The 13333-nt window shown below is 72.9% G+C and carries 12 protein-coding genes; 7 read left to right on the top strand and 5 right to left on the bottom strand.

Annotation, left to right across the window (positions count from 1 at the left end; translation table 11 throughout):
- Positions 1-1363 (top strand): DUF5691 domain-containing protein (locus AB0F18_RS35655; RefSeq protein WP_362068519.1); only part of this gene is annotated, 1363 nt, incomplete at its 5' end.
- A 221-nt stretch (positions 1364-1584) separates the two neighbouring features.
- Here the strand turns inward: AB0F18_RS35655 and AB0F18_RS35650 are convergent.
- On the bottom strand, positions 1585-1989 hold the full coding sequence (locus AB0F18_RS35650) for a cobalamin B12-binding domain-containing protein (protein ID WP_362068516.1): 405 nt from the start codon (positions 1987-1989) through the stop codon (positions 1585-1587).
- A 212-nt stretch (positions 1990-2201) separates the two neighbouring features.
- Here AB0F18_RS35650 and AB0F18_RS35645 point away from each other — a divergent pair, with 212 nt between their 5' ends.
- From AB0F18_RS35645 to AB0F18_RS35635, 3 genes are all read left to right on the top strand, one after another.
- Complete coding sequence (locus tag AB0F18_RS35645) at positions 2202-3032, top strand: alpha/beta fold hydrolase (protein WP_362068513.1); 831 nt, start codon at positions 2202-2204, stop codon at positions 3030-3032.
- Between the two features lie 50 nt (positions 3033-3082).
- Complete coding sequence (locus AB0F18_RS35640) at positions 3083-3472, top strand: hypothetical protein (protein WP_362068510.1); 390 nt, start codon at positions 3083-3085, stop codon at positions 3470-3472.
- 247 nt (positions 3473-3719) lie between these two features.
- Entirely contained in the window at positions 3720-5168 is a 1449-nt protein-coding gene (locus AB0F18_RS35635) for a M23 family metallopeptidase (RefSeq protein WP_362068522.1), read from the top strand.
- A gap of 9 nt (positions 5169-5177) precedes the next feature.
- On the opposite strand, the gene pcrA is transcribed toward AB0F18_RS35635, so the two are convergent.
- On the bottom strand, positions 5178-7664 hold the full coding sequence (gene pcrA, locus AB0F18_RS35630) for a DNA helicase PcrA (RefSeq protein ID WP_362068507.1): 2487 nt from the start codon (positions 7662-7664) through the stop codon (positions 5178-5180).
- Between the two features lie 95 nt (positions 7665-7759).
- Between pcrA and AB0F18_RS35625 the strand changes: the two genes are divergently transcribed.
- Entirely contained in the window at positions 7760-8116 is a 357-nt protein-coding gene (locus AB0F18_RS35625) for a hypothetical protein (RefSeq protein WP_362068504.1), read from the top strand.
- A gap of 127 nt (positions 8117-8243) precedes the next feature.
- Entirely contained in the window at positions 8244-9320 is a 1077-nt protein-coding gene (locus AB0F18_RS35620) for a C40 family peptidase (RefSeq protein WP_362068501.1), read from the top strand.
- Between the two features lie 13 nt (positions 9321-9333).
- Here AB0F18_RS35620 and AB0F18_RS35615 read toward each other — a convergent pair whose 3' ends face one another.
- The 3 genes from AB0F18_RS35615 to AB0F18_RS35605 form a co-directional block, all read right to left on the bottom strand.
- Positions 9334-10446 carry an alpha/beta hydrolase-fold protein gene (locus AB0F18_RS35615; protein WP_362068498.1) on the bottom strand — a complete coding sequence of 371 codons (1113 nt, stop codon included), beginning with the start codon at positions 10444-10446 and terminating at the stop codon, positions 9334-9336.
- A gap of 128 nt (positions 10447-10574) precedes the next feature.
- A complete protein-coding gene (locus tag AB0F18_RS35610) occupies positions 10575-11267 on the bottom strand; it encodes a response regulator transcription factor (protein ID WP_362068495.1) in 693 nt (230 codons plus the stop codon).
- Entirely contained in the window at positions 11264-12559 is a 1296-nt protein-coding gene (locus AB0F18_RS35605) for a PspC domain-containing protein (protein WP_362068492.1), read from the bottom strand. The genes AB0F18_RS35610 and AB0F18_RS35605 overlap by 4 nt, the downstream gene beginning before the upstream one ends.
- 132 nt (positions 12560-12691) lie before the next feature.
- Between AB0F18_RS35605 and AB0F18_RS35600 the strand changes: the two genes are divergently transcribed.
- The coding region (locus tag AB0F18_RS35600) for a PspC domain-containing protein (protein ID WP_362068489.1) at positions 12692-13333 on the top strand (642 nt) is incomplete at its 3' end.

Genomic DNA, 13333 nt, shown 5'->3' with positions numbered 1-13333 from the left:
GCCGGAGGCCGCCCGGCGGCGGCTCGCGCAACTGCTCGCGGGCCGGACGAGCGCGGGCGGCGCCGGGCGCCGGGGCGCCGGACCGGACCTGACGGAACTCCTCCCGCAGTGGCTGGCGGCCGCCGGGCGGCACGGCTACCGGGCGCCGTCGGCCCTGGTCCCGGCCCTGCTGGACGCGGCCCGCGCCCGCACCGACCTGCGCCCCCAGGCGCTGGCCCTGGCCGGGGCGCGGGGGCTGTGGCTGGCCCGGCTGAACCCCGAGTGGCGGTTCGCGCTGCGCGGTACGGCGGGCGGCGCGGGCGAACTGCCCGACCCCGCCGACGGGGCGGCCGTGGCCCGGCTCTGGGAGGAGGGACTGTTCGCGGAACGGGTCGCCCTGCTGGGCGCCGTACGGGCCCACGAGGCGACGGCCGCGACCCGGCTGCTGGCCACCACCTGGGCCACCGAGCGGGCCGAGGACCGGCTGATGTTCCTCGACTCGCTGCGGACGGGGCTGTCGATGGCGGACGAACCCTTCCTGGAGGCGGCGCTGGGCGACCGCAGCCGCAACGTCCGGGCGACCGCCGCCGAACTGCTCTCCGCGCTGCCGGAGTCGGCGCTGGCCGGCCGGATGGCGGAGCGGGCCCTGGCCTGCGTGGGTCCGGAGGCGGTGGAGCCGCCGGCGGAGTGCGACGCGGGGATGCTGCGCGACGGGGTGGTCAAGCGGCCGCCCGCGGGGCGCGGCGAGCGGGCGTGGTGGCTCGGCCAGCTGGTGGAGGCGGCGCCGCTGTCCTGCTGGCGCGAGCGGTTCGGGGGGCTCGGTCCGGCGGAGATCGTGACGCTGCCGGTGGCCGAGGGCTGGGCGGAGGAGATACACGCCGCCTGGTGCCGGGCGGCGGTGCGGCAGCGTGACGCGGAGTGGTCGAAGGCGCTGCTCGGCGCGGCGTCCGCGCCGCCCGCGGCGGGGCCGGGCACGGCATCGCTCGCGGAGCGGGCCAAGCTGCTGGAGACCCTGCCGGAGGGGGAACGGGCGGAGTGGGTCGCGGAGTTCGTGCGGGCGCACGGGCTGTCGGAGGCGTTCCAGCTGCTCGGGGTCTGCCGGGTGCCGTGGGCGGGGGCGCTGGGGCGGGCGGTGGTGGACGCGCTGGACGCGGCGCGGGTCGCGGGGGGCTATCCGTGGAGCTTCAGCGGGGTGATGGGGCTGGCGGAGCGGTGCCTCGATCCTGCGGAGGCCGGGCGGCTGGAGGCCCTGACGGGCGCCGCGGAGGACGTCCCGGAGGGGGGCTCCGGGGCCACCGCGTACTGGGCCGAGGCGTTTCAGCGGCTGGGGGCGACGTTGCGGGTGCGGGCGGCGATGCTCTCGGAGCTGGCGCCGGCGTCATGACGGGCCCCGGCTGAGGCCCGCCCCCGCCGACGGGTGTCTGCCCGGGCCGGGGGTGCCGCTGCGCGGGGCTGGTCCCCTACCCGCCCTTCCACCGTCCCCTGAAGCTCCGCCCCAGACCCCGCGCCTCAAACGCCGGCGGGGCTGGATTTTGGCGCGGCTGGTCCGTCGCCCGCGGCTGGATTCGCTCAGCGAAATCCAGCCGCGCAGCGGGAGCCCCGGGGTCAGGCCTGGCGGACGTTGGCGTTGACCCAGTCGACGATCGCCGTCGTCGTCGCGCCCGGGGTGAAGATCTCGGCCACGCCCTTCTCCTTCAGGGGGGCGATGTCGTCCTCCGGGATGATCCCGCCGCCGAAGACCTTGATGTCCTCCGCGTCGCGCTCCTTCAGGAGCTCAAGGACGCGGACGAACAGCGTGTTGTGCGCGCCCGAGAGGATCGAGAGGCCGATGGCGTCGGCGTCCTCCTGGATGGCGGTGTCCACGATCTGCTCGGGGGTCTGGTGCAGGCCCGTGTAGATGACCTCCATGCCCGCGTCCCGCAGCGCCCGCGCGATCACCTTGGCCCCGCGGTCGTGGCCGTCGAGACCCGGCTTGGCCACCACCACACGGATCGGACCGGTCACACCCATCGCACTGCCTCCCGAGTGAACGAACGTTAAGTACAGCATTGCGCACCGCACCGTTTCACGGTCAAGCGGGAGGGGGAAATCACACGTGGGACGCCGTTGATTCACCTCGCCCAGTCGCCCCGCCACCGCGCCGACAGCCGCACGGCACGGTGGCGGGGCCACGTCGGCAGCCGGCACGGCCCCGTACCCAAGAGGTCCAGGGGAGGCCGTCGATGGGGCTGACGATCGCACCGCTGCCCGTCCCGCGCTCGGGGGCCGCCCTGCGGGCCGCGGCCCTTGAGGCCGTGGTGCTCGCCGGGCACATGCTCCTCTACCCGAGTGGCGTCCGGGAGGAGCGGATACGGCGGACGGAGGGCGAGAGCGGGGGACAGCTGCCGCCCGTGCTGCTGCTGCACGGGTTCACCGACAACCGGTCGGTGTTCGTCCTGCTGCGGCGCGCCCTCGGCGCCGGCGGGCGGCGGCGCGTGGAGACGTACAACTACTCCCCCTTCACCCTCGACCTGCGCGTCACCGCCCGCCACCTCGCCCGGCGCGTCGAGGAACTGTGCGAGCGCAGCGGCCAGGACCGGGTCGACCTCGTGGGGCACAGCCTCGGCGGACTGGTCGGGCGGTACTACGTCCAGCGCCTGGGCGGCGACGCCCGCGTGCGGACGCTGGTCACCCTCGGCACTCCGCACGGCGGGACCCGGGTCGCCCCCTTCATGGACGCCCACCCGCTGGTCCGCCAGATGCGCCCGGACTCCCCGGTGATGGAAGAGCTGCGGGCGCCCGCGCCCGGCTGCCGGACCCGGTGCGTGGCCTTCTGGAGCGAGTTCGACGCCCTGATGACGCCCACCGGCACGGCCAGGATCGAGCACCCTGACCTCGACGCGACGAACGTCGAGGTCACCGGAATCGGACATCTCGCACTTCCGGTGCATCCCGCCGTCATCACCGCCGTGCGGCGGTGCCTCGACGGTCCGGTGCGTGACGCCGACACCGCCGAGGGGCCCCTGAGGAAACTCCGGCTCACCGGAACCGAGGGGGAGGGCATGGTCGTCTGAGCCCCCGGGGAATTCCGACACGCGGGACGGGACGGGGCGGGGCGAGACGGATGGGCGGGGCGAGCGGGGAGAGCGGGGCGGGCACGGGGGCACGGCGCGGGGTTCTGGCGCCGGTGCTGGCGAACCTGGCCCTCGGGGTGCCCGCCGTCATCCCCTTCTACCTGGGCTGGTGGGTGCTGACCTCCTACCTGCCCATGGACTGCCACAGCACGGCCGACCTCGCCAAGCCGGACCTGCGCAACTGCGACTACCACACCCTCGATCACGCCTGGGCGGCGCTGTTCCTGCTCGTCGTGACCGGCGTCCTGCTGGTCGGCGCGGTGTTCGTCGTCGACGCCGTCCTGCCGCCCAGGGCGCGCCGCGGGACGTGGCTGCGGTCGGCCGTGCTGGTGCCGGTGCCGTTCGCGCTGCTCCTCGCGTTCGCCTACAACACCGGATGACCCTCAGTCGAACGAATTTCGAACTCAAGGCCAAGGCTCGGTCTTTCAGCGACCGAAAGGCGGCCGAATGCCCGGTTCCCGCGAGGACGAAACCCGCCGAAGATTGTCGAGGCGAGTAACCGCCGGGTACAGTCACGCCACTGCTCTCCTCCGGTGAACCTTGAGTTCCCCGGCCACCCAGGCCCCCACTGCCGAGGCGAAAGAGAAGTTGGTGAACGACCGCCCGACGTCGGGCCAGTACCCCGAAATGGGGAACGACGGCCTTTCCACCACCACTTTCGCTGGTGACCAGGGATACCTCTCCTACGAAACGCAGGGCCAGGGGTATCAGTACGTCACGGACTACGCCTCTTCCGGCAGTTACGGGACCTACGACGCGTACGGCTCGTACCCGTCGTCCGCCGACACCGGCGCCTACGACACCTCCGCGTGGACCTCGCAGCAGTCCTACCTCGCGAGCGTCCCCACCCAGACCGTCCCCGAGGACACCACCGGGTCGTGGGACGCGAGCGCCTGGAACTCCGCGCACTCCGCCGCCGCCACCGACTACCCGTCGGCCTCGTTCGGGTACGACACCACCGGCTCCGAGCAGACCGGCCAGTGGGACTTCACCGGCTACGGGCACGGGCAGGACACCGGCGCCTACGACGCCACCGCCTGGAACACCGCCGGCGCTCCGGACCAGGTCCAGGTCCAGGTCCAGGCCGACGCGTACGCCGACGACGAGACCTCCGTCTTCGAGCCCGTCGGCCTCGCCGTCGCCGCCGAGGACGACGAGCCGCAGTTCATCGACACCGCGGACGAGCCGCAGTTCATCGACGCCCCGCACGACCTGCCCACGCAGGCGATGCCCCTCACCTCCGCCACCCCCGAGCCGCGCGCCGCGCGCCGGGCCGGCGGCCGGGGCGGGGCCAAGGGCAATGGCAAGAGCGGCGGCAAGGACAAGGCGGGCAGCGCCCGGCGCCGTACGCCGGCCAAGCGGTCCGCCCTGCTGACCGTGGCCGTGCCCTCCGCCTGCGTGATGGGGGTCGCGGGAATCGCGGCCGCCTCCGTCGGCGGTCTCACCGGCGGCGACAAGCCGGCCGAGGAGACGACCACCATGGCCGCCCCCGACCCGGCCTCGGTGAAGCCGGTCGCGGCGAACAACAAGCTCGACACCCAGCTGGCCGCCCTCAGCGCCGACGCCGGCGACTTCGCGGACCGTGCGAGCCGCACCCAGGAGCGGATCGACCTCAAGCAGCGCCAGGAAGCGGAGAAGAAGAAGCGGGCCGAGGAGGCGGCGGCCAAGGAGGCGGCCCGCCCCAAGTTCGCGATCCCCGTCGCCCAGCACGGCCTGAGCGCCATGTTCGGCCAGGCCGGCGGCATGTGGATGTCCGTGCACACCGGCATCGACTTCCCGGTCTCCTACGGCACCCCGGTCATGGCCGCCACCGACGGCACCATGCGCACCCAGTGGAACAGCGCCTACGGCAACATGGCCATCCTGACCTCCCCCGACGGCACCGAGACCTGGTACTGCCACCTCAGCAGCACCAAGATCCGGTCCGGGCAGGTCAAGGCCGGCGAGGTCATCGCGTACTCCGGCAACTCCGGCAACTCCACCGGCCCGCACCTCCACTTCGAGGTACGGCCCGGCGGCGGCTCCGCCGTCGACCCCCTGGCGTGGCTGCGCAACCACGGCCTGGACCCGACGTAACAGCAGGCCTTACAGCTTCTGCACCGGCGCGTAGCGCAGGAGCAGGCGCTTCGGCTTGTCGTCCCCGAAGTCGATGGTGGCCTGCGCGTCCGCGCCGGCACCCCGGACCTCCATGACCGTGCCCAGCCCGAACTGGTCGTGCGTGACCCGGTCCCCGACGGCCAGCGCGATGACCGGCTTGTCGGTGGCGCGTCGCGTCGCGAACCCGGACGGGCCGCCGCCCGACCTGGAACGCGAGGAGGACAGGAACGCCTCGGGCGAGGTCCCGAACGAGGTCTTCCCCGGACCGGAGGACGAGGAGCCGAAGCCGCGCATCGGCCCGGCCGGCTTCTGCGCGGCGCCCGTCCGCTTCCACTGGAGGTACTCGGCCGGGATCTCCTCCAGGAACCGCGAGGGCGGGTTGTAGGAGGGGGTGCCCCAGGCGCTGCGCATGCTGGAGCGGGTCAGGTACAGCCGCTCGCGGGCGCGGGTGATGCCGACGTAGGCGAGGCGGCGCTCCTCCTCCAGCTCCTTGGTCTGGCCGAGCGCGCGCATGTGCGGGAAGACGCCGTCCTCCATGCCGGTCAGGAAGACCACCGGGAACTCCAGGCCCTTGGCGGTGTGCAGGGTCATCAGCGTGATGACGCCCGTGCCTTCCGTGTCCTCGTCGGGGATCTGGTCGGAGTCGGCGACGAGCGCGACCTGCTCCAGGAACTCGGCCAGGGTGCCCGGGTTGGACTCGTCGCGGGCCTGCTCGAACTCCAGGGCCACGGCCGCGAGCTCCTGGAGGTTCTCGATCCGGGTCTCGTCCTGCGGGTCGGTGGAGGCCTGGAGTTCGGCGAGGTAACCCGTACGCTCCAGCACCGCCTCCAGCACCACGGCCGGGCCGGCGCCGGAGTCGACGATCGTGCGCAGCTCCTCCATCAGCGTGTTGAACCGCTTGACGGCGTTGGTGGAGCGCGCGGCCATGCCGAAGGCCTCGTCCACGCGGCGCAGCGCCTGCGGGAAGGTGATCTTCTCGCGCATCGCGAGGGCGTCGATCATCGCCTCGGCCCGCTCGCCGATGCCGCGCTTGGGCACGTTGAGGATGCGGCGCAGCGGGACGTTGTCCTCGGGGTTGGCCAGGACGCGCAGGTAGGCCAGGACGTCCCGGACCTCCTTGCGCTCGTAGAAGCGGACGCCGCCGACGACCTTGTACGGGAGCCCGACGCGGATGAAGATCTCCTCGAACACGCGGGACTGGGCGTTGGTCCGGTAGAAGATCGCGACGTCGCCGGCCTTGGCGTCGCCCGCGTCCGTCAGCCGGTCGATCTCGTCGGCGACGAACTGGGCCTCGTCGTGCTCGGTGTCGGCGACGTAGCCGGTGATGACGGCGCCGGTGCCGGCCTGGGTCCACAGGTTCTTGGCGCGGCGGTTCTCGTTGCGCTCGATGACGGCGTTGGCGGCGGACAGGATCGTCTGCGTGGAGCGGTAGTTCTGCTCCAGCAGGATCGTCTTCGCGTCCTTGTAGTCCTCCTCGAACTGGAGGATGTTGCGGATGGTCGCGCCGCGGAAGGCGTAGATCGACTGGTCGGCGTCACCCACCACGCACAGTTCGGCGGGCGGCAGGTCCGGGTAGCCGGCTCCGACCAGCTCGCGCACCAGCGTGTACTGGGCGTGGTTGGTGTCCTGGTACTCGTCGACCAGGACGTGCCGGAAGCGGCGCCGGTAGTGCTCGGCCACGTCCGGGAAGGCCTGGAGGAGGTGGACCGTGGTCATGATGATGTCGTCGAAGTCGAGGGCGTTGGCCTCGCGCAGCCGGCCCTGGTACATCGCGTACGCCTGGGCGAGCGTCTTCTCGAAGCCGTCGGCGGCCTGGGCGGCGAAGGCGTCCTCGTCGATGAGCTCGTTCTTGAGGTTCGAGATCTTGGCGTTGAAGGACTTGGGCGGGAACTTCTTCGGGTCCAGGTCCAGGTCGCGGCAGACGAGCGCCATCAGGCGCTTCGAGTCGGCGGCGTCGTAGATCGAGAACGAGGAGGTGAAGCCGAGCCGCTTGGACTCGCGGCGCAGGATGCGCACGCACGCGCTGTGGAAGGTGGAGACCCACATGGCGTTCGCGCGCGGGCCGACCAGGCTCTCGACGCGCTCCTTCATCTCGGCGGCGGCCTTGTTGGTGAAGGTGATCGCCAGGATCTGGCCGGGGTGGACGTGCCGCGCGGACAGCAGGTGGCCGATGCGGTGGGTCAGCACCCGGGTCTTGCCGGAGCCGGCGCCGGCCACGATCAGCAGCGGGGAGCCCGCGTGCACCACGGCCGCGGCCTGCTGCTCGTTCAGCCCGTCCAGGAGGGTCGCGGGGTCGATGACGGGCCGGGGGGCGCCGTCACGGTAGTACGCGTCCCTGCTCATGGGCAGGTCGAAGCGGCCGCCGAAGAGGTCGTCCGCGCCCTCCTCGGGGGCGTGGTGCTCCTCGGGCGGCGGGGGGACCTCGTCGGAGGGGGTGAGGTCGGCCAGGAAGCTGTCGTCAAAGAGGCTGCTCATCGCCTTCCGAGTCTAGGGGGCGGAACCGACAGCCGGTCGCGCCCCGGGGAAATCCGCCGTCGGGACGGAAAGGGGCACCCCGTAGGCTCGGCGCCATGACTGTCCTCACCCACGCCTTCGTCGGCCTGCACATCATCGGCATAGCCTCCCTCCTGGGCGGCTTCCTGACCCAGATGAAGGCGATGGGCGCCGGCACCGCCCGCTTCGTGCCCGCGATGCTGCACGGCGCGCTGACCATGCTCGTCACCGGCGTGCTGCTGGTCGGCTTCCACGAGATGGGCGACGGAGCCCCCCTGAACAACATCAAGATCGGCGTGAAGCTGGCGGTCCTCTTCGTGATCCTGGCCCTCGTCTACGTCAAGCGCGACGAGGAACACGTCGAGAAGGGCCTCTTCGGCGCGGTCGGCGGACTGACCGTGGCCAATATCTTTATCGCCGTCCTCTGGCACTGACCGGTCGGATCCCGGCCATCGGCGATCAGCCGCAGCCAGTACCGATCAACTCGCCATCCGCCCGTGACCTTCAGGTTTAGCGTCCTCCCCCGAGACCTGAGGGACTACGGAAGGACGTGAGGCCCGCGTGGCCAGTCATCGAAAGCCCAGGCAGCGCCCGCTCTCCGGCGGCACCGTCCGGACCGCCGCCACCCTCGCCCTCGCGGGCGCTGCCACCGCCACCGCCTTCGAAGGCACCTCGCACGCCGAGCCCCGGCAGGCCCCCGCACAGGTCAAGGCGGAGGTCGACCGGCTCTACGGGGAGGCCGAGGCGGCGACGGAGCACTACAACGGGGCGAAGGTCAAGGCCGACGAGGCCGAGCGGGCGCTGACCGGCCTGCAGGACGAGGCCGCCCGCCGGGAGGACCGGCTCGGCGCCGCCCGCAGCGCACTGGCCGCGGTCGCCGCGGGCCAGTACCGCAGCGGCGGCCTGGGCCCCGCCCTCCAGCTGGCGCTGTCCTCCGACCCGCAGGAGTACCTGGAGCGGGCCTCCCTCCTCACCCGGGCCGGCGATCGCACCTCCGCCGAGGTGGCCTCCGTACGGCGCGGGCTCGACGAGGTCGGCCGGCTGCGCGCGCAGGCCGACGGGACCCTGAAGGAGGTCCGCGCCCGGCGGGACGAGCTCGCCCGGCAGAAGGCCGTCGTCGAGGAGAAGCTCACCGGCGCACAGCGCCTGCTGGCCCGGCTCAGCGCCGAGGAGCGGGCGGCGTACGAGGCCGAGCACGGCGGCGGCACGGTCACCCCCGCGGGCCGGCCCGGAACGGCGAAGGCCCCCGCCGGACAGCCCGGCTCCCCCGCCCCGGCCCCCGCCGACGGTTCGCGCGCCGCCCGCGCGGTGGCGTTCGCGTACACGGCGATCGGCAAGCCGTACGTCTGGGGCGCGACCGGACCCGGCTCCTACGACTGCTCGGGCCTGACCCAGGCGGCCTGGCGCGCGGCCGGGGTCTCGCTGCCGCGCACCACCTACACCCAGATCAACGCCGGCCGGCGGATCTCCCGCGACCAGCTGGCCCCCGGCGACCTGGTGTTCTTCTACTCCGGGGTGACGCACGTGGGCCTGTACGTCGGAGGCGGCCAGATGATCCACGCCCCGCGCCCCGGCTCCACAGTCCGCCTCGCCCCGGTCGACTCGATGCCCTGGGCGGGAGCGTCCCGCCCGGTGTAGTCCCGTCGTCCCGCTACGGCGCCTTGACCGTCTGGGTCAGCCAGCCGAAGGTCTGCGGGAGCTGCTTGGACCAGGACTCCAGGTTGTGCCCGCCGGTGACCTTCTCCGCGTGGACCGTGGTCGGGTTCTGGGCGAGCCCCTTGAGGTCCATGCCGGACTGGTAGCCGTCCTGCTCGGCCCCCGACATCCACAGCGCGACGGCCGGCGGGGCGGGCTGGGCCTTGAGCAGCTCCTTCAGGTTGTGGGTGCGGCGCAGCTCCGGGTCCTTGGCGACCAGCGAGGTGGGTTCCTGTCCGGGGTCGTTGTAGCCGGACAGCGAGACGGCCGCGCCGTAGCGGTCGGGGTGCAGGATGGCCAGCTTGGCCGCGCAGTAGGCGCCCGCCGAGTAGCCGGCCACGCCCCAGGTGCGGGGCTCGTCGGAGGCGCGGAAGTTGTCGGTGACCATCTTGCGGACGTCGACGCTGAACCAGCTGTCGGCGTTGACCTTGCCGGGGAGGTTGGCGCAGCCGGTGTCGGCGTTGCCCAGGAGCATGGCGCGCGGGGAGACCAGGATGAACGGCTGGACCTTGCCCTCCTTCATCAGGGGCTCCAGCACCTCGTGCGCCTTGAGCCCCTGGAACCAGGACTTGCCCGTTCCGGGGATGCCCGGGATCAGCTCGACGACCGGGAACTTCCTGTCCTTGTAGGCCGGGTCGTCGTACTGCGGCGGCAGCCACACCATGACGTCGCCCTTGACCCCGGAGACCTTCCCGTCGAGCTCGGTCTTCTTCACGCGCCCGCCGAGGCCCTCGACCGGCTGGAAGTCCTGGCGGACCTTCGGCTCCTGCTTCACCTGCTCGGCCTTCTTGCCGCCCATGCCGTCGGGGCCGAGGTCGGGGGCGGCCTGGACGTACGAGCCGGTGCCCATGAGGTCGCCCCACGAGGCGTAGAAGTTCATGTCCCGGTTGACCGCGCAGAAGACCAGCGCGACGGCGGTGACCTGCGCGAACACCACCATCAGCCCGCGGGTGGCCACGCGTACGGCGGCGGGGCCGCGCACCTTGCTCCACACGGTCAGCGGCAGGACGACGGCGATCACGGTCAGGCCGATCACCATCGCGAAGAGGGGGGTCCCCGTCAGGCTCATCACGCCACCCAAGAGGTCGCCGCGGCGCCTTCCGGTTGCCCTCCCCCACTGCGGCGTGGATCACACCCCGGGGCCCGGCCCCGGGGTGTCACCCCTGGTTCATCCGCAGGTCAGAGCAGTCAGACCGGTCAGACCAGTCGGCGGGCGGTGGCCCAGCGGGTCAGCTCGTGCCGGTTGGACAGCTGGAGCTTCCTCAGCACCGCCGAGACGTGCGACTCGACCGTCTTCACCGAGATGAACAGCTGCTTGGCGATCTCCTTGTACGCGTACCCGCGCGCGATCAGCCGCAGCACCTCGCGCTCGCGCTGGGTCAGCCGGTCCAGGTCCTCGTCCACCGGCGGCGCGTCCGTCGAGGCGAAGGCGTCCAGCACGAAGCCGGCCAGCCGCGGCGAGAAGACCGCGTCCCCGTCCTGGACCCGGAAGACGGAGTCCACCAGGTCGGTGCCGGTGATGGTCTTGGTGACGTAGCCGCGCGCGCCGCCCCGGATGACCCCGATGACGTCCTCGGCGGCGTCCGACACCGACAGCGCCAGGAACCGCACCGGGTGCTCGGCCGCCGCCATCAGCGGGGCGCAGCGGCGCAGCACCTCGACCCCGCCGCCGCCGGGCAGGTGCACGTCGAGGAGGACGACCTCGGGCCGGGTGGCGGTGATGACGGTGACGGCCTGGTCCACGTCGGCCGCCTCCCCGACGACCTCGACCCCCGTGCGGGCCGTCTCCCCGATCTCGGCCTGCACGCCCGTGCGGAACATGCGGTGGTCGTCGACGAGCACCACCCGGACGTGCCTGGTTCCGTCGTTCACAGCGCTGCCCTCGGTCATCCCGCGTTCGCCACCCTCTCCATCTCCAGTTCTACTTCCGTCCCGCCGTCGGGCGCGGACCGCAGCCGGGCGGTGCCGCCGTTGCGCTGCATCCGTCCGATGATCGATTCTCGTACGCCCATGCGGTCGCCCGGTACCGCGTCGATGTCGAAGCCCGGCCCCCGGTCCCGTACGGAGACGAACACCGTGCGCCCCTCGACCTCCGCGTACACCTGGACGGGCCCGCCCTCGCCACCGTACTTGGCGGCGTTGACCATCGCCTCGCGCGCGGCCTGCATCTGCGCCCCCAGCTTCTCGTCGAGCGGGCAGTCGCCGACGACGACCACCTCGATCGGGACGCCGTGGTGGTCCTCGACCTCGGCGGCGGCCTTCTTCACGGCCTCGGCGAGGGTGGCCGGCTCCTCGGCCTCGTCCTTGCCGGTGCCCTCGGGCTTGTACAGCCAGTTGCGCAGCTCCCGCTCCTGGGCGCGGGCGAGGCGGCGGACCTCGCCGACGTCCTCGGCGTTGCGCTGGATCAGGGTGAGGGTGTGCAGCACGGAGTCGTGGACGTGGGCGGCGACCTCGGCGCGCTCCTGGGCGCGGATGCGCATCAGGCGCTCCTCGGAGAGGTCCTGGGTCATCCGGATCAGCCAGGGCCCGGCGAGCAGGGCTATGCCGACGAGGACGGCGAGGACGGCGGTGAGGAGGTTGCCGAGCTGGGCCGCGGAGCCCCGTACGACGATGAAGACGGTCAGGCCCATACCGACCAGCACCACCCCGGCGAGCGCCCGGGCGACCTGGAGCAGCCGCTTCTGCCGGTCCCCGGCGGCGTTCCAGTTCGCGCGGCGGGCGTTGTCGGCCTGGCGCCAGACGAGGACCACGCCGGCCCCGACGAGCAGGGTGGGCCAGATGTAGCGGCCGTTCTCGCCGCCGACGCGGAGCTGGGAGAAGAAGATGCCCGCGCCGACGGCCAGCGCGATCAGTCCGGAGACCGCCCCCTTGTCGGGCTTGCGCAGGCGGCGGGTGCCGTCGGTGAGGGTCTCGAAGAAGGAGTGGTGCCCGGTGCTGCCGCCGACGCCGAGCGGGACGAAGACCCAGAAGGCGGCGTAGAGCAGCACCCCCAGCCCGTCGCCCCACATGAACATGCCGAGGAAGGCGAGCCGGATCCAGATCACCGGCAGCCCGAGGTGCCCGGCGAGGCCGCGCGCGACTCCGCCGAGCATCCGTCCGTCGGCGCTGCGGTAGAGCCTGCGCTGCGGGGTGTCGTCGGTGTCGGGTGCGTGCGGGGTACGGGCGGCGGCTGCTGCGGGCATGTCACCAAGGGTCACACGGCGCGGCACGCAGCGGCATCAGGGCATCCCCCCAGTTCGGTCGGGGGGATATCAGGGTTGCGCCAGGGTAGGGCCCGGTGCCGCACGGCCGGGCGGGCCGTCACCATGGAACCCATGACCGACGTACACGGCGCCCCGCCGGAAGATCCCGGGGCACCCGCCCCGGCCGAGCGGCCGTCCCTGCGCCGCAGCAAGCGCGACAAGGTCCTCGCGGGCGTCTGCGGCGGCCTGGGCCGGTATTTCGACCTGGACCCGGTGGTGTTCCGCATCGTGCTCGGCGTGCTCGCCGTCACCGGCGGCGTCGGCCTGGTCTTCTACGGCTTCGCGTGGCTGCTGCTGCCCCTGGAGGGCGAGGAGGACAGCGAGGGCCGCAAGCTGCTGACCGGCCGCGTCGAAGGCGCCACCCTGGCGGCGGTGTTCAGCGCCCTGGTGGGCTGCGCCCTGTTCCTGACGATGCTCGACAACGGGGTGATGGGCGGCTTCTCCGTCCTGGTCATGCTGGCCCTCGGCGGGGCCGCGTACTGGTCCCAGCGCCACCGGCAGGCCGCCGCCACCCCCGAGGCGGAGACCCCCGGCGCGCACCGGCCGGCGCCGCCGGAGACCCAGGCGCCGCCCGCGCCGAGCAGCCCGTCGTGGTGGCGCGATCCGCTGGTCAAGGACGGCACCACCGGCCCGGTCGGCTCCTCCGGCTACCTGTGGGGCCCCGACGACAGCGCCGGGGCCGCCGCGGCCCCGGCGCCCGGCGGCGCCCCGGCC

It is taken from the genome of Streptomyces sp. NPDC029216, assembly GCF_040648015.1.
Taxonomy (GTDB): Bacteria; Actinomycetota; Actinomycetes; order Streptomycetales; family Streptomycetaceae; genus Streptomyces.
This window is presented reverse-complemented; position numbering and strand designations above follow the sequence as displayed.